A 22899-nucleotide genomic window follows, 5' to 3' on the forward strand; every position below is an offset into this window, starting at 1 on the left:
CGGCTAGGCCGAGCCGACGGTACGGAAACCGATGTTGCCCGTGGATGTTTCGGGAGTGTTGTGTGAGCGTGCCGCCACCCGGTAGCGGTAGCAGTAGGAGTCGTGGCAGAGGTGACTGCCGCCGCGCAGGACGCGTGACCGCCCGCGTTCGGAGCCGATCGGATCGTCGGCCGGCGCCGTGCGATAGGCCCGCGCACTGAACCGATCGGCGCACCATTCCCAGACGTTGCCGACCATCTGGTACAGGCCGAATCCGTTGGGCGCGAACGATGTGACGGGCATCGTCCCGACCGGGCCGTCGGGACGGTCGGGGAACTCTCCCGGGAAGATGTTGCACCGCGGATCATCTGAGGTCGGGTGCTCATCGCCCCAGGGAAACCGGGCGCCGTCGAGCCCACCGCGTGCGGCGTACTCCCACTGCGATTCGGTGGGCAGTGCACGTCCGGCCCACGCGCAGTATGCGAGCGCGTCCCGATGGGAGACGTGCACCACCGGGTGATCGGCACGACCGGCGAGGTCGCTGCCGGGTCCGAACGGGTGATCCCAGGTGGCACCGGGGACGTCGATCCACCAGGGGGTGCCGACGATCCGGACACCGGCCTCCCCCGACACATGTCCCGTCGGCACGTGCCCGGCGAACACCGCCGACGAGCCGAATCGTTGCGCATCGGTGAGGTGACCGGTGTCGGCGACGAACACACCGAATGCCTCGTTGGTGACGGTGGTGGTGTCGATCTCGAACGCGCTCAGCGTCACTCGATGAACCGGGGTCTCGCCGTCGGTGCGGTACCCCTCGTCGAACGCGTCGCCCATGGCGAATTCGCCCGCCGGGATGGCCACCGACTCGATTCCATGGCTGCCGCCGGACGTCGGCACACCTACCGCGGAGTCCTCCTCGCGCTGGGCGTCACGTTCCGGGTGGCAACAACTCACTCCTCGATGATGCCCCGTTGCGCCAGCAGCGCCAGTACCCGACCGGCGAGTTCGTCGATGTCGGCTCCGGTGGTGTCGAATCGCAGGTCCGGATTCAGCGGCTTCTCGTACGGTGCGTCGATACCGGTGAGGCCCTTGAGTTCACCGCGCCGAGCCCGCGCGTACAGGCCCTTCGGGTCGCGACGTTCACATTCGCCGACCGGGGTGGACACGTGCACCTCGACGAAGTCCAGGTCGGCGGCGTGGTGCAGTTCCCGTGCGATCTCCCGATCGGAATGCAAGGGCGAGACCATCGACGCGATCGCGATGACCCCGGCGTCGGCGAACAGTCGGGCGAGATGGCCGACCCGGCGGATGTTCTCGGCCCGGTCCCCCGGCGAGAAGCCCAGGTCGTCGGAGATGCCGTGCCGGATATTGTCACCGTCGACGAGATAGGCCACCCGCGTGCGGTTGACCAGTTCTCGTTCCAGCGCGACGGCCACCGTCGATTTCCCCGAGGCGGGCAGTCCGGTCAGCCACACCGTGGCGCCCCGCTGTCCGGTCTTGGCCCACCGTTCCGAGCGGTTGAGTGAACTCGGGTGCCACTTGATGTCGTTGCGGGTGGCCTTGCCGGGGATGACCTCTCGCGGTTCGAGAATGGTGCCGGCACCGACGGTGTCGTTGGAGGATTCATCGATCAGGATGAAGGCGCCGGTGTCCCGGTTCTCGATGTAGCGGTCGGCCACCACGACCGACGACGTACGCAGCGTGACGGTGCCGATGTCGTTGAGGCCCAACTCTGTTGGTCCGACGACCTCGAGGAGCGACTCCGGGTCGAGGCGGCGTTCGAGCGAGCCTACGGTGGCGCGGACCGTGTGTGCGCCCTGCTTGAGCGCAACCCGATCGCCGGCATGCAGCGGCGCCTCCGACAGCCAGCACAGCGTGGCCGACAACTCGCGCGCCGGCACCGGCCGATGCGCATCCTCGGCGCCGCTGATGAGGACATCACCGCGGCCGATGTCGATCTCGTCGGCCAGTTGCACCGACACCGACAGGCCCGCCACCGCGACGTCGCGCCGCGGATCGAGGGTGTCGAGTGCGGTGACGACGCTGCGTGAGCCGGAGGGCAACACCGTCACCGGATCGCCGACGGCCAGGGTGCCGGCGGCCACCCGTCCGGTGTAGTTGCGTTTGCCGTCGGGACCGGGCCGCGACACCCATTGCACCGGCAGCCGGAGTTCCCGCGGCTGCGGCGACGGTGCCTGCAGCTCCACCGATTCCAGGTACTCCAGCAGGGTCGGACCGGAGTACCACGGAGTGTGGGACGAGCGGTGCACGACGTTGTCGCCGATCTTGGCGGCCACCGGGATCGCGAGGATCTCACCGATCCCGAGCTGGACAGCGAGTTCGGTCAGGTCTGCCTGCAACTCGTCGAATCGTTCCTGCGAGAAGTCGACGAGGTCGATCTTGTTCACCGCCGCAATGACGTGCGGGACGCCGACGAGGGTGGCGATCCGCGCGTGGCGACGGGTCTGACGCTGCAATCCTTTTCGGGCGTCGACGAGCAGGACCGCGACGTGCGCATTGGAGGCACCGGTGAAGGTGTTGCGGGTGTAGCGCTCGTGACCGGGCGTGTCGGCGAGGACGTAACTGCGTGTGTCGCTGGAGAAGAAGCGGTAGGCGACATCGATGGTGATGCCCTGCTCCCGCTCGGCGCGCAGCCCGTCCGATAAGGCCGCCAGGTCGACGTCACCGTCGTCGGAGGTCACCCCGGCGAGGTGATCGGTGGGCAGGCTGCCGGTGTCGTGGAGTAGTCGGCCGATCAGTGTCGACTTGCCGTCGTCGACGCTGCCGGCGGTTGCCAGGCGCAGGATCTGCCGGTTGGTGGTCGGTCGATGGGGCCGTGCGACAGCGGTGCTCATCAGAAGTAGCCCTCTCGTTTACGGTCTTCCATGGCGGCCGACGATGTCCGGTCGTCGGCGCGGGTCTCGCCGCGTTCGGAGACGGTCGCCTCGCTGATCTCGGCGATGATCTCGGGGATGGTGGTGGCGCGTGAGCGCACCGCCCCGGTGATCGTCAGATCACCGACGGTGCGGTAGCGCACCCATTCGGTGCTCACCTCGTCGGCCGCGCCCGGCTGCGAGAACTCGGACACCGCAAGGAGAATGCCGTCCCGGTCGAACACCTCACGCTCGGCGGCGTAGTAGATGGACGGCAGGTCGAGTTGCTCGAGTTCGATGTAGCGCCAGATGTCGGTCTCGGTCCAGTTCGACAGCGGGAAGACGCGGACCGACTCCCCCTTCCGGATGCGGCCGTTGTACAACGACCACGGTTCCGGGCGTTGCGCCCGCGGATCCCACTGGCCGAATTCGTCACGGAAGCTGAACACGCGTTCCTTGGCGCGGGCGCGGTCCTCGTCGCGGCGCGCACCGCCGAAGGCGGCGTCGAATCCGCCTTCCTCCAATGCATCGAGCAGCACCCGGGTCTGCAGGCGGTTGCGTGATCCGGACGGGTCGGTCGATTCGGCGATCCGGCCGGCGGCGATCGCATCGGGAACCGACGCCACGATCAGTTTGATGCCGGAGGGATTCTCCTCGGTCGGCGCCACTCGCCGGTCCCGGAACTCGATCACCTCGTCGAAGTTGTGACCGGTGTCCACATGCAGGATCGGGAACGGCAGCGGGCTCGGCCGAAATGCCTTCTCCGCCAATCGCAATAGGACGATGGAGTCCTTGCCGCCGGAGAACAGCAACACCGGACGCTCGAGTTCGGCGGCCACCTCACGGATGATGTGAACGGATTCCGACTCCAGGATGCGCAGTGCGGCAACATGATCGAATTCCGATGCGGGCGCCGATGTCGGATGGTCGGTGAGGTCGGCGGTCATAGTGGATATCCGTTCTGTTCCGCGTCGGCACGATAGCGCGTGACCCATTCCTTGGATCGCGCATTCGACTGGGGCTTGAGAGGTGGTGGCGGGGCGAGTCCGGGATCGAGGTGCAGGGCTTCGAGTACCACGGCCGTGGTGCCCTGAGGATCCTTGACCAACTCCCCGAACTCGATGTCGATGGCCTCGATCTGTTCCTCGGCGAACCAGCGTCGCCACTGCCGTTCCTGCTCGGACAGGATGGCTGCCAGGTGCGCGATGCCCTCGGCGTTGTACTGCGCCTTCTCGTCGCGGTCGGCCTCGAAATGCGGACCGTGACCGTCGCGCCACACCCGGGTCTGTACCGCACGCCACATCGAGACAGCCTGCGGCACAACATCTTCACGATAGACGTGAACGAAAAGCGGATCGTCGCCGAACAGTTCACGGATGGCCGTGCGCAGGGACCCGGATGCGACGCGGGTCCGCGCGATCAGAAGTGGCGTCTGATTCCACATCAGCTTGCCGCCCCAGACGCCGTTCTGAGTGCGGCCGGCCTCGAGGACATCGGTGCGCCACCGATCGAAGTCGCGAGTGTCGACCTCTCCCGGGTCCACCTCGTCGAGCAGATCCAGGATCGTCGAATCCGTCACTCCGGCAAACCATTCCCGTGGCTGCGGGGACTGTGAGGACGACGTGAGGTACTGGAAGAACTCCTCGGGGGTCCCGGCCACACCGGTGGCGGCGAGGGACTCGACGAGCAGCGTGCTCCCACTGCGCTGACTGGCGCACACGAGGTAGTTCTGGCTGGACACCGGCTCAGTGTAGCCACCTCGAAACCGCCCGCAACCTGGGATTTTACGGCCAGCGCGCGGAAAATCATTGACACCGACGGGCCAGTGTGCGTGCCCGACCGCACGCCGTCGATCCGGCGGTCAGTGCGTGGCGCCCGCCGAGTGTGAGGCGCGAACCACGTCGCCCTCACCGGAGGTGAGATCGCCACTGAGCTCGCGGCGTTCGCCGAGCGGCCGCCGCGACGGAAGTGCCTCCTCGGCAGGGTCTCCGGCCTCGGTCTTCGCGTTGAAGACCGCCATGAACGCTTCGGCGACCGCGGTTCCCTCCGCCTCCGGGGGAAGTGCGTCGCCGGTGGTGCTGCGCCACCGGGCCAGACGCGCCGCGAGGTCGGCGCGGATCTCGGCGTAGTCGGGATCGTCGGCGACGTTCTTTTGCTCATACGGATCGGAAACCAGATCGTAGAGTTCGATGTGCGCGCGGTCCCGGACAGTGATAGCCGGCTCGAGGGATCGTGCGGAGAGACTGTCGGCGATGTCGAGTGGCAGCAACAGTTCGGGACGGTGCGCGTAGTTCTCGATGTAGCTGTGCGTCTTGGTGCGCACGGCCCGGATCGGGTCGAAGGCGTCGTGATAGGTCTTCTCGGTGAAGACCTCCTCACGCACCGCACCGTCGGAGGCGTCCGTCAACTCCGCGGCATGGGAGTCACCGTCGACCGTGTCGGGCAGATCCATCCCGAGCAGGTCGAGAATGGTCGGCGTGAGATCGACCCCGGAGAACAGGTCGTCATAGACCCGCGGGGCGATACCGCGGGCCCGCGGCGGCCGGACGATCAGGGCGACGCCGGTCCCTTCGGCGTACAGCGTGGACTTGGCACGCGGGAACGCCAGACCGTGGTCGGTCACGAAGACGATCCAGGTGTTCTCGGCCAGTCCGAGTTCGTCGACGGTGGCGAGCAGCCGCCCCACCGCGGCGTCGGCCTTGGTGATGCTGCCGTGCAGACCGGCGAGGTCGTCGCGGACGTCACCGGTGTCGGGCAGGAATCCGGGCACCTCGATGTCGGTGGTGTCGGCGGGTGCGTACTCGTCGTCGGGGTAGGGACGGTGCGTCTCGAAGAATCCGGCCGTCAACAGGAACGGCCGGTTTCCGCCGGCCTCGACGTGACGCCGCAGCCACCACTGCGATTCACCGACGACGTAGTCACACCGTGAGTCGGAGACATCCACCGAGTCGAAGCCGATGCTGGTGGGATCGGTGCTCTCGTGCTGCATGCCGAAGAGCACCGTGCGGTACCCGTGACCACCCAGCAGAGCCGGAAGCGTCTGCACGCCGTCGCGATAGGCGAACCCGTGATGCGCCAGGCCGACGAGCCCGTTGTGGTGCGGATATTCGCCGGTGAACAGTGAACCGCGGGCCGGTGAGCACAGCGGGGCGGTGGCATGTGCGTCAGTGAACCGGATGCCCTCGGCGGCCAGCGCGTCGAGATGGGGGCTCTCGACACCGTCGGCGCCGTAGCACCTCAGGTGGCGACCGAGATCGTGCCAGTGCACCAGGATCACGTTCTCGCGGGTGCTCCGGGTGCCTCCATCGGGGTCGCCTGCGGTGTCGAAAGGCATCCCTCCATGATGCACGGCCGCGTTTTCCCATGTCGTGGGGGTATCGCGGGGCGGGTGCGGGCGGCGGCCTCCGGCCCCGGCCACCACGTTGAAATCACCGTGATCCGAACGTGCACCGTACCGGCGGTGCGCGCGCACCTCCCACCTACACGTCATGCATTCCGCGCGGGTGGGAGTTGAGCATGCAGATGGCATGCTGCCACTACTCGGCCGGGGGTTCGCCGTCGGTTTCGGCGACCGGGGCCGGATCCTCGAACTGCGGTTCCGTTTCCGGTTCCGATTCCGGTACCGCCGTGCCGTCGAGGATCGAGCACCACGCCTCGCGGCTGTCGAGGACGACCTCGTCGGCCCGGGCCTGTTCCTCGACGGCACGCACCTGGGCCATCAGGTCCAGGGTGCGTGCTCGCGCGGCGGCCTCGACGCTGTCGTCTCCGGCGGCCACGGTCACCGTCAGCACTTCCGGATCGATGCGTTCGACGGGATAGCCTGCGGCGGTGAGCCTTTCGAGAACCTTTTGAGTCAGTGCGAGAGCCGGCGCGGTGGTGGCGATCCCGTCGAGTACCGATCCCCGATTCTTCTCGGCGGCCTTGCGCTCTTCCCACTCGCGGATCTGCGTCTCGAGATCGCTGTGCGCCCCGGACAGCACCCCGGGAGTGCGGCGGGTCACCTTATCGGTGAAACTTCTTGCGACAGCATCGATGTCGAACGGCTCGGTCGGATGATCGGCCGCGATACGCGCATGGAACAACACCTGGAGCAGCAGGTCGCCGAGCTCTTCGCGCAGGTGTGCCTGATCGCCGGAGTCGAAGGCGTCGAGGAGCTCGTAGACCTCCTCGAGCAGGTAGCGCCGCAGCGAGGCGTGGGTCTGCTGCGACTCCCACGGACCGTTGCGTCGCAGGGTGTCCATCAGCGCGACGGCGGCCAGCAGGTCACCACCGGCCAGCGGGGTCGCCTCGATGACGGTGTCACCGAGCGCTCTGCGCGCGGCGACCAACCGATGATGCGGATCGGTCGACAACAGTGTGGTTCCCAGGGGTGTCTCGTCGAAGACCGGCTCGAAGTGATCGAGCTCCCACAGGATCGTGGTGGGGACGTCCTCGGTCACATACACCGTTCCGGACAGCTCCGACCGTGCGCGGATCGGGATCATGTCCGGACGCAGCGGATCGAGCAGGACCACCGTCATCGCGGGCACCTTTCACGGAACGTATGTGAGAACACGACAACCGTAAACGGTGTACCCGCGACAACGTGGGATGTCGATGCGGTTTCTCTCGGGGATCGGCTACGGCGCCGGCGTAGGTTTGAGCTGCGTCAGGAAGGTGACGAGGTAGTCGATCAGCTCGTCGTCGCGCAGTCGCGCCGATCCGACCCCGCCGGTCCGTGGGATCGGCAGCGTGATGACGCCGGTCGTCGCACGATAGGACGCCGCGGAGTACAGCCGCTTGAGGCGTATCTGCTCACTGTCGAGCAGATGCAGCGGCGACACCTTGACGTTGGTTCCCACCACCCCGAGTTCGGCGACACCACGTTCGCGGCAACGCAATCGCAGCTTGGCGATCGAGGCGAGGCGCCGGGTCTCCTCCGGCGGTTCCCCGTAGCGGTCGAGCAGTTCGCTCATCACCGCGTCCACCTCGGAATCGGCCGATGCCGAGGCGAGTTTGCGGTACGCCTCGAGGCGCAGGCGGTCGGAGTCGACGTATTCGACCGGGATGTGGGCGTCGACGGGGAGATCGACACGCACCTCGGTGACCTCTTCGCTGGTCACCGGTTTACCGTCGGCGGCGGCGCGATAGGCCTCCACCGCCTCGCCGACGAGCCGCACATACAGGTCGAATCCCACTCCGGCGACGTGACCGGATTGTTCGGCGCCGAGCACGTTTCCGGCTCCGCGCAGTTCGAGGTCCTTGAGCGCCACCGCCATTCCCGCGCCGAGTTCGTTGTTCTGGGCGATGGTGGCCAGGCGGTCGTAGGCGGTCTCGGTCAACGGCTTCTCGGAACTGTAGAGCAAGTAGGCGTATCCGCGTTCCCGGCTGCGTCCCACCCGGCCGCGCAGCTGATGCAGTTGCGACAGACCGAGATTCTCGGCGCGGTCGACGATCAGGGTGTTCGCATTGGAGATGTCGAGTCCGGTCTCGATGATGGTGGTGCACACCAGCACGTCGTACTCCCGGTTCCAGAATCCGGAGACGGTGCGTTCGAGCTGATCCTCGTTCATCTGGCCATGTGCCACAACGACTCTGGCCTCGGGGACCATGTCGGCGATCTCCTTGGCCGTCTTGTCGATGGTGGAGACACGGTTGTGGACGTAGAAGACCTGCCCGTCACGCAGGAGTTCGCGGCGAATGGCGGCGGCCACCTGCTTGGCCGCATACCCGCCCACGTAGGTGAGCACCGGATGCCGCTCCTCGGGCGGGGTGAGGATCGTCGACATCTCCCGGATGCCGGCCATCGACATCTCCAGGGTGCGCGGGATCGGGGTGGCCGACATGGTCAGCACGTCGACGTGGGTGCGCAGCGACTTGATGTGCTCCTTGTGTTCCACACCGAAACGCTGTTCCTCGTCGACGATGACGAGGCCGAGATCCTTCCAGGTGACCCCGGTCTGCAGGAGCCGGTGGGTACCGATCACGATGTCGACCGAACCGTCGGCCATCGCCTCGATGATCTCCTTGGATTCCTTGGTGTCGGTGAACCGCGATAGCCCCCGCACCCGCACCGGGAAACCCGACATCCGCTCGGTGAAGGTCTGCAGATGTTGTTGCGCCAGAATGGTTGTCGGCACGAGAACGGCCACCTGCTTGCCGTCCTGGACGGCCTTGAAGGCCGCGCGCACCGCGATCTCGGTCTTGCCGTAGCCCACGTCGCCGACGATCACCCGGTCCATCGGGACGGGCTTCTCCATGTCGTCCTTGACCTCGCCTATCACCGTCATCTGATCGACGGTCTCGGTGAAGTCGAAGGCGTCCTCCATCTCCCGCTGCCACGGGGTGTCCGGACTGAAGGCGTACCCGGGGGCGGCGTGGCGGGCGGCGTAGAGTTGCACGAGCTCACCGGCGATCTCCCGAACGGCCTTGCGCGCCTTGCGTTTGGTGTTCTGCCAGTCGGAACCACCGAGCTTCGACAGCGACGGCTGCTCGCCACCGACGTACCGGGACAGCTGGTCGAGGGCATCCATCGGAACGTAGAGCCGGTCGCCGGGCTGACCGCGTTTGCCCGCGGCGTACTCCAGCACCAGGTATTCGCGTCGCGCCCCGGACACCGTGCGTTCGATCATCTCGACGAACTTGCCGATGCCGTGCTGGTCGTGCACCACCAGGTCACCGGCGGTCAGGGCCAACGGGTCGACCTGGTTGCGTCGTTTGGCGGGCAGCCGCCGCCCGTCGCGCACGGCCGCCACCCGCGAGCCGGTCAGGTCGGTTTCGGTGACGATCACCAATCCCGCAGAGGCAGAGATGATTCCGTGGCGCAGGGTGCCGCCGTAGACGGTGACCTCGCCGTCGGCGGGCCGGTCCCCCGGCTCGGCGATCGAATGCGGCACCTCGGCGTCGGCGAGGCGTTCGCCGATACGGGTGGCGGTTCCCTTGCCGGCCACCACGATTGCGGCGGGTTTGCCGGTGGCGACGTGCGCGCGCAGCATCGCGAAGGTTTCCGCGATCTCCTTCTCACCGCCGTGCGGCGTCGGCCCGGCCACCAGGTCCAGCTCGAATTCGTCGCCGAAGCCCGCCGACAGCGGGCTCATCGTCCACCAGGAGCGACCGGCGGCGATGGTCGTGTCCATCACCTCGTCGAGCGGACGGTAGGCGCTGGCCTGCAGGTCGATTCCGGTTGCGCCGCCGACGTTGTCGACGGGCGCCGAGGCCCCGAAGGCGGCCGCGTTCCAGGACGCCTCGAGGAATTCGGCTCCGGTGGCCGCGAGGTCGCCCGCGCGGGTGCGGACCTTCTCCGGGTCGAGGACGAGGACCCGTGAGCCGTCCGGGATCACCTCGGTGAGCAGTTGCATCTGCCCGTCGACGAGCGCCGGGATGAGCGCTTCCATGCCCTCCACCGGAATGCCCTCGGAGAGCTTCGCCAGCATGTCGGCCAGTGCCTCGTCGCCGGTGTTCGCCGCGGCGAGGTCGGCGGCACGGTGGCGGACCCGTTCGGTGAGCACCAGTTCACGACAGGGATGGATCTGCACCTCGGCGGCGTCGATCTCGGGCTGGCTGCGCTGATCGGCGACCGAGAAGGCGCGCATCTCGGTGATCTCGTCACCCCAGAACTCCACGCGCACCGGATAGTCGGTGGTCGTCGGAAAGACGTCGAGGATGCCGCCGCGGACTGCGAACTCGCCACGCCGGCCCACCATGTCGACGCGCTCGTAGGCCATCTCCACCAGATCGGCCAGAAGGGTGTCGAAGTCGATCTCGATGCCCTCGCGCAGGGTGATGGCGCGGACCGCACCGAGGCCCGGTGCCATCGGCTGCACCAGGGAACGCACCGTGGTCACCACCACGCGCAGCGGATGCTCCCCCGGCTGCGCAAGACGGTGCAGCACCGCCAGACGCGCGCCGACGGTGTCGGCGCTGGGCGAGAGCCGTTCATGCGGGAGCGTCTCCCAGGACGGGAACTGCGCGACCGAGTCCGGGTCGTCGAGCATTTCGCGCAGCTCGGCGGTCAGGTCGTCGGCCTCGCGACCGTTGGCGGACACGACGAGCAGCGGCGCCGACGACGCTGCGAGACAGGCGACGACGAAGGGGCGCGCGGCGTCCGGTCCGGTGATGTCGAGGCGGTCGGTGTCGCACCGTTCACGGAGCGCGGCGAGCGAGGCATCCGAACAGGTGAGAGCGGCAAGTCCGGACAGGGCGGGTGAAGACGACACTCGTGCGATTGTAGGACCTGGCGTCAGCGGTCAGCGTCCGGTGGTCATGCCCGCCGGGCTCCCTCGGGATCGCCCTGCCGGGCGCGGTAGGCGGCGACCGCATTGCGGTTGGTGCACGCCGTGGAGCAGTACCGTCGCGATCGGTTGCGGGACAGGTCGAGGACGACGGCGTCGCAGCCCTCGTCGGCGCAGATCGCGAGGCGTGACAGGTCATCGGCGCGGATCACGTCGACCAGCGCCATCGCGGTCTCCACCATGATCCGGTCGGCCAAGGGCGCGTCGTCATCGATGGCATGCAGATGCCAATCGGTCCGCCCGTGCCGGACCAGCTGAGGCAGCGCCCGGTGACGGCGCAGGACCGTGTTGACCAGGTCGACGGCGTCGTCGCGGTCGGCCAGCAACAGTGCCCGCAGACGCGGCCGGATGGCCCGGACGCTGTCGAGTTCGGCGCGATCGCCGACTCGGCGGCCGGTGTAGCCGAACCGTTCCCAGTACGCGTCGAGATCGGCGATCGTCTCGAAGGTGTCCGGGGGCGAGCCCGAATTGACCAGGGTGACCGCCGCCTGCAGCGCCAGGTCCACGTCATCACCGAAAATCATGTTGACACATTACCGAATCGGACCCTAGCGTCATTCGTCATGAGCACGTTGACCAATGACCCCACGTTCGACGCCACCCGCGTCAGGTCGGGGTTGGTACTGGCGGTGATCTCGGCGGTCAGCTTTGGCATCTCCGGCGCGCTGGCGACTCCGCTGCTGGCGGCCGGATGGAGTCCCGGTGCCGTCGTCGGCATCCGTATCGGACTCGGCGGACTGGCACTCATCCCCTTCGCGGTGCGCGACCTGGGCGGCTGGTCGCAGCTGCGCCCGGCCCGGCTCGTCTCCATCCTCGGCGCGCACGGAAAGACCATCGCACTGTATGGACTGCTCGGCATCGCCGCCGCCCAGTTCTGCTACTTCTCGGCGATCCAGACGATGGACGTCGGTCCCGCGCTGCTGATCGAGTACACCGCGCCGGTCGTCGTGGTCGGGTGGATGTGGGCCGTCCACCGACAGCGGCCGAGCAGGTGGGCGGTCGCCGGGATCGCGATCTGCGCGGTCGGTCTCGTCCTCGTCCTCGACCTCCTCGGCCCGGCATCGATCGATCCGGTCGGCGCACTCTGGGCCGTGGGAGCGATGATCGGCGCGGCCGGCTACTTCCTGATCTCGGCCCACCAGCACGACGACCTGCCGCCCGCCGTGCTGGCGACCGGCGGAATGATCTTCGCCGCACTGCTTTTGGGCATGTTCGGGGTGGTGGGAGTGCTGCCGATGACCGCCGGTGAGGCCACCGCACATTTCGCCGGATTCGCCGCGCCGGCCGCCTCGGTGCTGGTCGGACTCGCCGTCATCTCCGCGGCCACCGCATATCTCACCGGCATCGGCGCGGCCCGGCGCCTGGGTGCGCGACTCGCCTCGCTGATCGCGTTGCTGGAGGTGCTCGCCGCCGTGGTGTGGGCGGCGGCACTGCTCGGGCAGATTCCCGCGCCGGCCCAGATCCTCGGTGGAGTGTTGATCATCGTCGGTGTGGTCGCGGCCAAGATGGGCGAACCGCGTGCGGTCGCTCAGTCGTCGGAGTCCTCGGCCGCGCTCCGCTCGGTGGGTTCGACCCGGTCTGATCCAACCCGTTCGGGTTCAACGTAATCGGGTCCCACCAACTCCGGATCGGGGTCGAGGCGGGTCAGTCCGTTCCAGCACAGATTCACCAGGTGTGCGGCGACAACCTCTTTGGAGGGCTCCCGCACATCGAGCCACCATTGCGCGGTCACCGACACCATGCCGACGAGCGCCTGGGCGTAGAGCGGCGCCAGTTTCGGGTCGAATCCGCGTCGCTCGAAGTCGCCGGCCAGGATGTGCTCGACCTGGCTGATCGCGTCGTTGAGCAGGCTCGAATAGGTGCCGGCGCTGGTGCTCTCGCCACGGACGAGGATGCGGAAGCCGTCGGTGCGTTCCTCCATGTAGGTGAGTAGCGCGAGCGCCACCTGCTGGATGCGGTACAGCGAGCGATTGCGCGACAGCGACGACGTCACCATCTCCAGCAACGTCTCCATCTCGCGGTCCACCACCACCGCGTAGAGACCCTCCTTGCCGCCGAAATGTTCGTAGACGATCGGCTTGGACACACCGGCCCGCTGCGCGATCTCCTCGATGGAGGTGGCCTCGAAGCCGCGTTCGGCGAACAATCCCCGCGCGACCTCGATGAGTTGCAGGCGACGCTGCGCACCGGTCATCCGCGCGCGGGGTGCGCGCCGGACCTCGTCGGTCTTGTCGGTGGGGCGACTGACTGCCATGGCGTCCAGCCTATCGGCCCGCGTCGCCAGCGACTTTTGTTCATCATGATTGAAAGTTGCCGACAATCGTGATGCGACGGGAATGTGCCCATGTCATCGGGCGCCGACATCTCCTCGGTGAACGCACGCGCGCACTCTTCACGCCCCAATCGGGCAACGGCCGGCACCACGGACAACTAGTGTTCGAAAAGCGGCACAAGTGGTGTGCCGCCACATTGCGCAACCCCTTGTCCACTTCGGGGTCCACGAAGGGATCGACACGTGCAGTTGTGGAACTACATCAGTGGCCACGCGTCCACCTTGACGTTCTTGACCTATCAGCACGCCTCGCTCGCCTTCCAGACGGTCCTCGTCGGTGCGCTGGCGGCGGTGATCATCGCGGTGCTGGTCTATCGGCTGCCGCTCGTATCGTCGCTGACGCTGACGTCGAGCCGAGTGGCGCTGACCATCCCGTCACTGGCATTGCTCGCACTGTTGATCGTGCCCTTCGGGCTCGGAGTGGTGCCGTCGTTCATCATGTTGGCGTTCTTCGCCGCCATGCCGGTGATCGGCAACGCGGTCGTCGGCCTGCGCTCGGTGCCCGACACGGTCATTGAATCCGCACGTGGAATCGGGTTGCCGCGCTGGCGCATTCTGCTCACCGTGGAACTGCCGATCGCGTGGCCGGTGATCCTGACCGGTATCCGGGTTTCGACACAGATGATCGTCGGTGTCGCCGCGATCGTCGCCTATGTCCTCGGCCCGGGACTCGGTTCACTGATCTTCAACGGACTCTCCCGACTCGGCGGCGCCAATGCACTCGAAATGGCGCTCACCGGAACCATTCTCATCGTCGCCATCGCACTCGTCTTCGACGCACTGCTTGTCCTTCTCGGCCGCGTCACGATCTCCAAGGGGTTGTCATGACCGATGTCTCACATGGTTCCGCCGCACCCGGCCCGGCGTCACCTCACTCGCCGGGGTCCGACGACCGGACTGTCACAGGTGCCTCGATCCGGTTGGACGGTGTCGTCAAGCGCTATCGCGGCCAGGCCACACCGGCGGTAGAGCGACTCGACCTGACCATCGATGCCGGTGACATCGTGGCCTTCGTCGGTCCCTCCGGATGCGGCAAGACGACCACACTCAAGATGATCAACCGGCTCATCGAACCCACAGAGGGGCGAATCTTCATCGGCGACCGCGACGTCACCCGCGAGAACCCCGACAAGCTCCGGCAGTCAATCGGCTACGTCATCCAGTCCGGCGGACTCTTCCCACACTGGGATGTCGCCAAGAACATCGGCGCCATCCCCCGGGTGCTGGGATGGGACAAGAAGAAGATCGCCGAGCGAACCGAGTATCTCCTCGACCTGGTCGGTCTGGATTCGGCGACGTTTGCCCACCGACTACCCAAGGACATGTCCGGTGGCCAGCAACAGCGCGTGGGTGTGGCCCGCGCGCTGGCCGCCGATCCACCCGTTCTGCTGATGGACGAACCGTTCGGCGCGGTCGACCCCATCACCCGGGTTCGGTTGCAGGACAGCCTGATCGCCATCCAGAAGGAACTCGGCAAGACCATCGTGCTGGTCACCCACGACTTCGAGGAGGCCACCAAGCTCGGCGACAAGGTCCTGATCCTGTCCGAGGGCGGGCACGTGGAGCAGTACGCGCCGCCGGAGGAGATCCTGGCCAACCCGGCCACCCCGTTCGTCGAGGAGTTCATCGGCTCCGGGGCGACGCTGGCACATCTGACACTCTCGCGGGTGCGCGATGTCGATCTCGTCGAGGTCACCACCGCGCAGGTCGGGGATTCATCCGCTTCGGTGCTCGACCGGGCCCGGAGCAACGGCCACGATTGGATTGTGGTGGTCGACGAGCACGGCCGACCGAGGGCCTGGCCCACACTTGGTGAGGTGTCGACGAAAAGGGAGATCTCCGACTACGTCGATCCCCGCCTACCGGTCGTCGCGGACTCGTCGACACTCAACGACGCCCTGGATTCCATGCTCGCGGCCAGCCAGGGAGGAACGCTCGTCACCGACGGCCGTGGATCGGTCATAGGCTCGCTCACCATCGCCGCGGTGATGGATGTGATCCGGTCACAGCTCGCCGATGCCCGCACGGATGAGGACGAGACCAGCTACGCCTCGCACCGAGAGGGTGGCGAACCGAAGAATCCACCCCTCGAATCGGACCCGGCATCATGAAACGATTCCGGCAACTACCGATCGATGTGTGGTTTGAGCCGCTGGTGTTCCTGGTGATCGGTATCGGGTACTTCAGTTGGTACGCGACCACCACATTCACCGAAACCGAGAGCGCGTCGTTGGAGTGGGCGACGCTACAGACGACCATTCTCGATCACATCAAACTGACCTTGACCGCCACCGTGATCGTCATCGTCATCGCGATTCCACTCGGCATCATCCTCACCCGGCCATCGATGCGCTGGTTCAGTCCGATTGCGGTGAACGTCGCCAACATCGGTCAGGCCGCGCCGGCCGTCGGCCTGCTGGTCTTGTTCACCTTCTGGCTCGGCACCGGATTCAAGACCGCCGTCGTCGGACTCGTCGTGTACGCCGTGCTACCAATCCTGCAGAACACCATCGTCGGATTGCGGCAGGTCGACCAACGCACCATCGAGGCCTCCCGCGGCATCGGATACTCGGCGGTGCGTACCCTCGTCCAGGTCGAGTTACCGCTCGCTGTTCCGGTGATCCTCAACGGGGTACGGATCGCGCTGGTCATCCTGGTCGGTACCGCAACCCTGAGCACGTTCATCGGGGCGACGAGCCTGGGCACGTTGATCACCACGGGGGTCACACTGTTCCTGCCGAAACTCCTGATCTCCGGGGCAATCCTGGTGGCGCTGTTGGCGATGGTCATCGATTGGCTCGGCCGCATCGTCGAACTCGTGGCCACACCGCGGGGCATCTCATGACAACCGCTTACGCACCGCGACTCCTGCGGGCCTCGCGCACGATGGGTGTGCTGCTGGCCGGTCTGCTCGTCCTTGCCGGCTGTGGCCTGGTGAGCAGTTCGGGAACGTTCGAGCAGGCCTCGCTCCCCGATGGGCAGACCCCGCTGAAGGGCGCCGAACTCACGGTGACATCGAAGAGTTTCACCGAGGGCGTGCTCCTGGGCAAGATCACTGCGACCTATCTGGCGGCGGCGGGCGCGGACGTCACCGATCTCACCGGCGCACCCGGATCGGCGTCATCCCGGCAAGCTCAACTCAACGGCGACGCCGACATCCTGTGGGAGTACACCGGCACCGCGTGGGTGAACTATCACGGCGAAACCGAGACCATCGCCGATCCGCAAGTGTTGTGGCAGAAGGTCCATGACATCGAACTCGCCGAGCACAACCTGGTGTGGTTGCCACCCGCCAACTTCAACGACACCTATGCCTTTGCCGCGGCCTCTGCCAAGGCCAAGCAGTTGGGTGTGACCTCGCTCTCCGACGTGGCGAAACTGCCTGTCGCCGAACGCACCTTCTGTGTCGACGACGAGTTCTACTCTCGCCCCGATGGTTTCAAACCGATGTTGCAGACCTACGGCATGCCGCTCGGTGACCCCAACGGCGTCCCGCTGGACAATGTCACCCGCATGGACGCCGGCGTCATCTACACCTCCACGGCCAAGAGTTCACCGTGCAACTTCGGCGAGGTGTACACCACCGACGGTCGTATCAAGAATCTGGACCTCACCGTCCTCGTCGACGACAAGAAGTTCTTCCTGCCCTACAGCGGGACCGCCGTGGTGCGCGCCGAGATCCTGAAGGAATGGCCGCAACTGACGGGGCTATTGGGCACCATATCCGAGCGGCTCACCGATGAGGTGATGCAGGAACTCAACGGACGCGTCGACATCGACGGAGAAGATCCGTCGACCGTCGCCTATGACTGGCTCAAGAGTGAGGGCTTGATAGTCTGACGTCCCTCGAGTCGCCCATCCTCGAGTCCGTGAGCCATCGACGTGCAGGGGAATCATCACCGTGACCGGCCCCACCGACCGTTCCGGCGACGTGCTGGGCGATTACGTCCTCGAACGTCTTCTGGGTCGCGGCGGCATGGGCGAGGTCTATCTGGCCCGCGACACCCGACGCGGCCGCGAGGTGGCACTCAAACTCCTGACGTCCGGCCTCGCGCACGACCCACAGTTCCGGGAACGATTCCTGCGCGAGTCCCGGATCGCGGCGCGGATCAACAATCCACATGTCGTCCCGATCCACGATTGGGGCGAGGTGGCAGGCCAACTATTCCTCGACATGCGGGTGGTTCGCGGCCACAACCTGTCCGACATCCTTGCGGCGGGACCGATTCCCGCCGACCGGGCGGTCCGCATCATCGGCCAGGTCGCCTCGGCGCTCGACGTCGCCCACGCCGAGGGCCTCGTCCACCGCGACGTCAAACCCGACAACATCCTCATCGCCGCCAACGACTTCGTCTATCTCGCCGATTTCGGCCTCGCCCAGGGGATCACCGACACCCGGATCACCCAGACCGGTGCGGCCATCGGTTCGTTCTCGTATATGGCACCCGAACGGTTCGGGCCGACCGATGCGATCAGCCCGTCGGTCGACATCTACGCACTCGGTTGTGTCCTGTACGAATGCCTCTCCGGGCAGCCACCTTTCGGAACCGGCGATATCCACCGCCTGATCGGCGCGCACATCTCGGCACCACCACCGTTGCTGCACAACGCCTTCGACCCGGTCATCGCGACGGCGCTGAACAAGTCACCGCAGCACCGCTTCGCCACCGCCGGACAGCTCGCCCACGCGGCCGGCGATGCCGCGTCCGCATCCGGCCCGGGTGCCGCACCGGTCCCGGTTGCCGCACCGACGACACCGCTGCCCGCACCCCCGCCCATGGCACCCGCACCCACACCCACGGCGACCGCGCGCACCCGTGTCGCCACCGCGCCGCCGATGAGTCCTCCACCGCCGCCGCTGTTTCCGCCGCCACCGACGCCGATCCCTACCGGCGAGCGCCGAGGGCCGCGGCGAGCCCTGATCGCCGGCGGCATCCTCGCCGCGCTCGTGATCGTGACGATCACCGCCGTGATGGTTGCCATCGCGGTTCGTGGTCCGTCGAATCCCGTTGCGGGCGCAGGGTTGTCCACCACCACGGCGGCGGCCGGTTCGGTCGCCTGTTCCTACCCCGCCGCAGCCCACGACGGCACGCGGACACCGACTCCGTCGGCGACGCAGCCGGCGAGCGGTGTCACCCGCCTCGACATGCACACCAGCAGGGGGACGATCGGCATCGACCTCGACCACTCCTCGGCGCCCTGCAATGCCGGGGCGATCGCCGCGCTTGCCCGCGCCCGGTATTACGACGACATGGTCTGTCGTCGGCTGAGCGATTACATTCTGGTGTGCGGCGAACCGGCGGGCGCCACGGAAACGCCCGACGACATCCATCAGGTGAGCGCCGGTCCGGGATGGACATCTCCCGACGAGGTCCCGACCGACCTCCCGTCGGCCGGGAGCACAGATGGTTTCGGGCGAGCGCAGGTGAGTTACCCGCGCGGGAGTGTGTCGGTCTCCGTCGCGGATCCGCAGCTGACCGGGCAGTCGAACCCGAAGGGCTCGGCCACCTTCTTCGTTGCGATCCGGCCGGTCATCAGCGCCCCGATCTACACCCACGTCGGGACCGTCGACCCCGACGGCATGGCCGTCGTCGACGCGATCTCGACCGGCGGGTTCACGCCGGCACGTGCGGGCGGGTACTGGGGAACGCCCCGGACCGTGCCGGAGATCCTGTCGATCTCGACCATGGGGACCTGAGCCACCTGACGGCGAGTCAGCCGCCCTGTTCCGACGCCCGGCGCTTCGCGTCGTGTTTGGCCCGCTGCATGTCCATCACCTGCTCGAAGGTCATCGGTGGGACGTCGAGGGGGCTGCGCTGCGGGTCGGCCTTGATGGCGTCGAGGATCAACCCGAGGTAGCGGCGCCAGACACCCGGAGCGGTCTCCTGGGTGGCGTCGGCCACCGCCGACAGCATGGTGAAGATGGCGTAGAAGTCGGTGGACGCCAGATCCGGCCGGACCACTCCGGCGTCCCGGGCCCGGGCGAACATCTGCTCCACCCGTTCCGACATCTGCGACTTGACCGCGGTGATGTCGGGGTGGGAGTGATCGACCCGCATGATGATCGCCGCCAGCCCACGGTCCTCGGCCATCGACTGGGCGAGCCAGGTGACGAGGTCGACCACAGCCGCCCAGGGATCGTCGTTCTCCAGTGCCGCGGCCGTCTTGGCGTTCACGGTGTTCAGGTGCTCGATGAGGACGCCGGCGATGAGTTCGTCGCGATTGGCGAATCGTCGGTAGACGGTGCCCACGCCCACGTCGGCGGCCTCGGCGACCTCGTCGAGGGAGACGTCGAGCCCGCGCTGGGCGAAGAGCTCTCGAGCTGCGGCGATGATGCGTAAGCGGTTGCGTTCGGCGTCGGCGCGCAACGGCCGCGATTCCCCGGCCTGGGTGGTCATGGTCACAGTTTAGCAAACGGAGGAATCTTCTCCGGTTGGGTGCCGTTGGCCCTTGGGTAACCGGAGGAAGCTCCTCCACCTAGCTTCAGGAGGCCGGAATGACAACCGTCTATTCGAAGAACGAGGAGACCTCGTCTCTTCCCGAAACCCCGGAGGCCCGGCATCACCGGCTCCGGTGGGTGGTGCTGGGTGTCCTCGCCCTGGCCCAGCTGATGGTCGTGCTCGACGCCACCATCGTCAACATCGCACTCCCCCACGCACAGTCGTCGCTCGGATTCGACAACGCCGACCGTCAGTGGATCGTGACCGCCTACGCCCTCGCCTTCGGCAGCCTCCTGCTCCTCGGCGGCCGCCTGTCGGACCTGTGGGGCCGCAAGAACACCTTCATCATCGGGCTCATCGGCTTCGCGGTGATGTCGGCGGTCGGTGGCGCCGCGGTGAACTTCACCATGCTGGTCGCCGCACGCGCCGGTCAGGGCGTCTTCGGCGCACTGCTCGCCCCGGCCGCACTGTCGCTGCTGACCACGACGTTCGTCGACCCCGATGAACGCGGCAAGGCCTTCGGCATCTTCGGCGCCATCGCCGGTGGTGGCGGCGCGCTGGGCCTGCTGCTCGGCGGCATGCTCACCGAGTGGGCCGATTGGCGCTGGTGCCTGTATGTGAACCTGGTGATCGCGGCCATCGCCCTGGTCGGCGCCATCCTGTTCCTGGCCCCGCACAAGGCCGAACACCGCCCCAAGCTGGACATCCCCGGCGTCCTGACCGTCTCGGTGGCACTGTTCTCCATCGTCTACGGTTTCTCCCACGCCGAGACCCACGGCTGGTCCGACTGGGCCACCCTCACCTGGCTGGTGGCCGGTGCGGTACTCCTCGGCGTCTTCGTCTGGCTGCAATCGCGCACCGAGCATGCCCTGCTGCCGCTGCGGGTCATCACCGACCGCACCCGTGCCGGCTCGTACCTCGCGGTCTTCATCGTCGGTATCGGAATGTTCGGGATCTTCCTGTTCCTGACCTACTACCTGCAGCAGAACCTCGCGTTCAGCCCGATCCGGACCGGACTGGCGTTCTTGCCGATGATCGCCGCCCTCATCCTCACCGCCACCACCTCGACCGCGGTCCGGCTGCCGCGGTTCGGGCCGCGCTGGCTGATGACCGCGGGCATGCTCATCGCCGCAGGTGGCATGGTGTATCTGACCCGGCTGAGCGACTCGAGTTCGTACACCACCGACATCCTGCCCGCACTGATCGTGATGGGCCTGGGACTCGGTGCGTCGATGGCACCGGCCATGCAGGGCGCCATCTCCGGTGTGCAACCCCAGGACGCGGGCGTGGCCTCGGCGACGGTCAACACGATGCAGCAGGTCGGCGGGTCGGTCGGCACCGCATTGCTGTCCACCATCGCCTCCAGCGCGGCGGCGGGCTACGTCACCGATCACGCCGCACACACGGCGAACCTGCAGCAGCTGTCACTGATGGCCGCGGTGCACTCCTACACGGTGGCGTTCTGGGTCGCCGCCGCGGTCTTCGCGGCCGGCGGCGTCATCTCCGCGGTGGTGATCCGCAGCGGCAAGCTGCCCGCCACCCAGGGGGACGAGATGGTCGTCGCACACTGACGTGAGACACCGGCTCCCCTGAGCCATCTCGACACCGCACCGGCAGACGGACGGCCCGGCCATCATGACGATGGCCGGGCCGTCTGTCTGATCGACACGCATCACCGCCGCGGCATCGCCGTCACGGCACCCGCGAGCACGGTCGCTGAACACCTCAGTGCCTGTCGCGCAGGACAATTGGGACAAGAGGCCGAGGTCATACGAGCTCGGAGCCGGGCCGCCGGCCATCCACACCCGCGCGTCGATGTCCACGACCTCGACGTGGAGCGGGTAGCGTACCGCGGAAAGCGATCCGTTGCCGCGGACCCGCCCGAGGCCCGGTGGGCAGGAGGATGACGCACGCCATGGGAAGCCCCGCCGACCGCAGCGGTTCCGTTCTGGGTGATTACACCTTGCAACGGCTCCTGGGGCGTGGCGCGATGGGCGAGGTCTACGAGGCCCGCGACGAACGCCGCGGACGCACCGTCGCCCTGAAACTGCTGGCCCAGCAATACGCGGGCGACGCGATGTTCCGCGAACGGTTCCTGCGCGAGTCCCGGATGGCCGCCCAACTCAACGATCCGCACGTCATCCCCATCCACGATTGGGGCGAGATCAACGGGCTGCTGTTCCTGGACATGCGGATCGTCTCCGGCGGCACCGATCTGCGGCATCTGCTCGCCGGCGGGCCGCTGGCACCCGAGCGTGCGGTGTCCATCATCGAACAGGTCGCCCAGGCACTCGACGCCGCGCACGCCGCCGGGCTGGTCCACCGGGACGTCAAACCGGACAACGTCCTCATCGACAGCGGCGACTTCGCCTACCTCGTCGACTTCGGCCTCGCCCAGACCACCACCGATCCGCGTTTGACCGAAACCGGCGCCGCGGTCGGATCGTTCGCCTACATGGCTCCCGAACGCTTCGGCGCCGGCAACATCGCCACCCCGGCCACCGACATCTACGCGTTGACCTGTGTGCTCGTCGAATGCCTCACGGCCGCGGCGCCGTTCGGGGCGGGAGATCTCCAGGTACTCGTCGCGGCCCACCTCAATCAGCCGCCGCCCATGCTGGGCAGCCCCTTCGACTACGTCATCGCCCGCGGGATGGCCAAGAATCCGGCCGATCGTTTCGTCACCGCCGGGCAGATGGCGCAGGCGGCTCGCGAGGCGCTCGAGGGCCGCGTGTCGGTGCCACCGCCGGTGGCCGTCCCGCCCCCGCCACCCATGCCGCAGGCCGCCCCGGCGGGTGTGTTGCCGCCGATCGTCCACATTCCGCCGGTGACGCCGGGCACGATGAGTCCCGGCCCGGTGAACCCCACACCGACCGGCTACCAACCGCCGCGCCAACCCACCGATCCGGCGACGACCCGCGCCGCCATCATCGGCGGCGCGGTCATCTTCCTGGTGTTCATCGTGCTGATCGTCGGGGTGCTGGTCGCCACGCTGTCCTGAGCGG

At 67.3% G+C, this 22899-nt stretch carries 18 protein-coding genes; 8 read left to right on the forward strand and 10 right to left on the reverse strand.

The annotated features are described in order from the left end of the window. Positions 1 to 3: 3 nt before the first annotated feature. The 8 genes from ABLE92_RS02055 to ABLE92_RS02090 all read right to left on the reverse strand — a co-directional run bounded on the left by ABLE92_RS02055 (position 4) and on the right by ABLE92_RS02090 (position 11646). Positions 4 to 933, reverse strand: coding sequence for a formylglycine-generating enzyme family protein (locus ABLE92_RS02055; RefSeq protein ID WP_348802872.1), 930 nt, complete (start codon positions 931 to 933; stop codon positions 4 to 6). Beyond that, positions 930 to 2834 (reverse strand): adenylyl-sulfate kinase, encoded by a 1905-nt coding sequence (gene cysC, locus ABLE92_RS02060; protein ID WP_348802873.1) that lies wholly within the window; start codon positions 2832 to 2834, stop codon positions 930 to 932. The genes ABLE92_RS02055 and cysC overlap by 4 nt, the downstream gene beginning before the upstream one ends. Continuing rightward, the gene (cysD, locus tag ABLE92_RS02065; RefSeq protein ID WP_348802875.1) at positions 2834 to 3799 is read right to left on the reverse strand and encodes a sulfate adenylyltransferase subunit CysD; all 966 of its coding nucleotides are present in this window, start codon (positions 3797 to 3799) and stop codon (positions 2834 to 2836) included. Before cysD ends, cysC begins: the two co-directional genes overlap by 1 nt. Beyond that, positions 3796 to 4593 carry a trehalose 2-sulfotransferase gene (gene stf0, locus ABLE92_RS02070; RefSeq protein WP_348802877.1) on the reverse strand — a complete coding sequence of 266 codons (798 nt, stop codon included), beginning with the start codon at positions 4591 to 4593 and terminating at the stop codon, positions 3796 to 3798. The genes cysD and stf0 overlap by 4 nt, the downstream gene beginning before the upstream one ends. Positions 4594 to 4713: 120 nt before the next feature. Further along, positions 4714 to 6186, reverse strand: coding sequence for a sulfatase family protein (locus ABLE92_RS02075; protein WP_348802878.1), 1473 nt, complete (start codon positions 6184 to 6186; stop codon positions 4714 to 4716). A 202-nt stretch (positions 6187 to 6388) separates the two neighbouring features. Further along, complete coding sequence (locus ABLE92_RS02080) at positions 6389 to 7372, reverse strand: nucleoside triphosphate pyrophosphohydrolase (RefSeq protein ID WP_348802879.1); 984 nt, start codon at positions 7370 to 7372, stop codon at positions 6389 to 6391. Positions 7373 to 7471: 99 nt separating this feature from the next. Continuing rightward, entirely contained in the window at positions 7472 to 11047 is a 3576-nt protein-coding gene (gene mfd, locus ABLE92_RS02085) for a transcription-repair coupling factor (protein WP_348802880.1), read from the reverse strand. Between the two features lie 44 nt (positions 11048 to 11091). Then, a complete protein-coding gene (locus tag ABLE92_RS02090; RefSeq protein WP_348802881.1) occupies positions 11092 to 11646 on the reverse strand; it encodes a CGNR zinc finger domain-containing protein in 555 nt (184 codons plus the stop codon). Positions 11647 to 11685: 39 nt separating this feature from the next. Here ABLE92_RS02090 and ABLE92_RS02095 point away from each other — a divergent pair, with 39 nt between their 5' ends. Then, positions 11686 to 12729 (forward strand): EamA family transporter, encoded by a 1044-nt coding sequence (locus ABLE92_RS02095; RefSeq protein WP_348802882.1) that lies wholly within the window; start codon positions 11686 to 11688, stop codon positions 12727 to 12729. Here ABLE92_RS02095 and ABLE92_RS02100 read toward each other — a convergent pair. Further along, complete coding sequence (locus tag ABLE92_RS02100) at positions 12651 to 13376, reverse strand: TetR family transcriptional regulator (protein WP_348802883.1); 726 nt, start codon at positions 13374 to 13376, stop codon at positions 12651 to 12653. The genes ABLE92_RS02095 and ABLE92_RS02100 overlap by 79 nt on opposite strands. Positions 13377 to 13637: 261 nt before the next feature. On the opposite strand from ABLE92_RS02100, the gene ABLE92_RS02105 reads away from it, so the two are divergent. The 5 genes from ABLE92_RS02105 (at position 13638) to ABLE92_RS02125 (ending at position 19152) form a co-directional block, all read left to right on the forward strand. Beyond that, entirely contained in the window at positions 13638 to 14282 is a 645-nt protein-coding gene (locus tag ABLE92_RS02105) for an ABC transporter permease (RefSeq protein WP_348802884.1), read from the forward strand. After that, a complete protein-coding gene (locus ABLE92_RS02110; protein WP_348802885.1) occupies positions 14279 to 15565 on the forward strand; it encodes an ATP-binding cassette domain-containing protein in 1287 nt (428 codons plus the stop codon). Before ABLE92_RS02105 ends, ABLE92_RS02110 begins: the two co-directional genes overlap by 4 nt. Continuing rightward, the gene (locus ABLE92_RS02115) at positions 15562 to 16299 is read left to right on the forward strand and encodes an ABC transporter permease (protein WP_348802886.1); all 738 of its coding nucleotides are present in this window, start codon (positions 15562 to 15564) and stop codon (positions 16297 to 16299) included. The genes ABLE92_RS02110 and ABLE92_RS02115 overlap by 4 nt, the downstream gene beginning before the upstream one ends. A 41-nt stretch (positions 16300 to 16340) precedes the next feature. Next, the gene (locus tag ABLE92_RS02120) at positions 16341 to 17294 is read left to right on the forward strand and encodes a glycine betaine ABC transporter substrate-binding protein (protein WP_348803204.1); all 954 of its coding nucleotides are present in this window, start codon (positions 16341 to 16343) and stop codon (positions 17292 to 17294) included. 61 nt (positions 17295 to 17355) lie between these two features. Further along, positions 17356 to 19152, forward strand: a complete 1797-nt coding sequence (locus ABLE92_RS02125) for a protein kinase domain-containing protein (protein ID WP_348802887.1) — start codon at positions 17356 to 17358, stop codon at positions 19150 to 19152. Positions 19153 to 19168: 16 nt separating this feature from the next. Here ABLE92_RS02125 and ABLE92_RS02130 read toward each other — a convergent pair whose 3' ends face one another. Then, the gene (locus tag ABLE92_RS02130; protein ID WP_348802888.1) at positions 19169 to 19852 is read right to left on the reverse strand and encodes a TetR/AcrR family transcriptional regulator; all 684 of its coding nucleotides are present in this window, start codon (positions 19850 to 19852) and stop codon (positions 19169 to 19171) included. Between the two features lie 98 nt (positions 19853 to 19950). Between ABLE92_RS02130 and ABLE92_RS02135 the strand changes: the two genes are divergently transcribed. Together ABLE92_RS02135 and ABLE92_RS02140 are read left to right on the forward strand one after the other, a co-directional pair. Further along, a complete protein-coding gene (locus ABLE92_RS02135) occupies positions 19951 to 21465 on the forward strand; it encodes a DHA2 family efflux MFS transporter permease subunit (RefSeq protein WP_348802889.1) in 1515 nt (504 codons plus the stop codon). Between the two features lie 344 nt (positions 21466 to 21809). Beyond that, positions 21810 to 22895 (forward strand): serine/threonine-protein kinase, encoded by a 1086-nt coding sequence (locus ABLE92_RS02140; protein WP_348802890.1) that lies wholly within the window; start codon positions 21810 to 21812, stop codon positions 22893 to 22895. Positions 22896 to 22899 lie beyond the last annotated feature (4 nt).

The sequence above is a fragment of the Gordonia oleivorans genome (assembly GCF_040044975.1).
GTDB classification, from domain to species: Bacteria; Actinomycetota; Actinomycetes; order Mycobacteriales; family Mycobacteriaceae; genus Gordonia; species Gordonia oleivorans.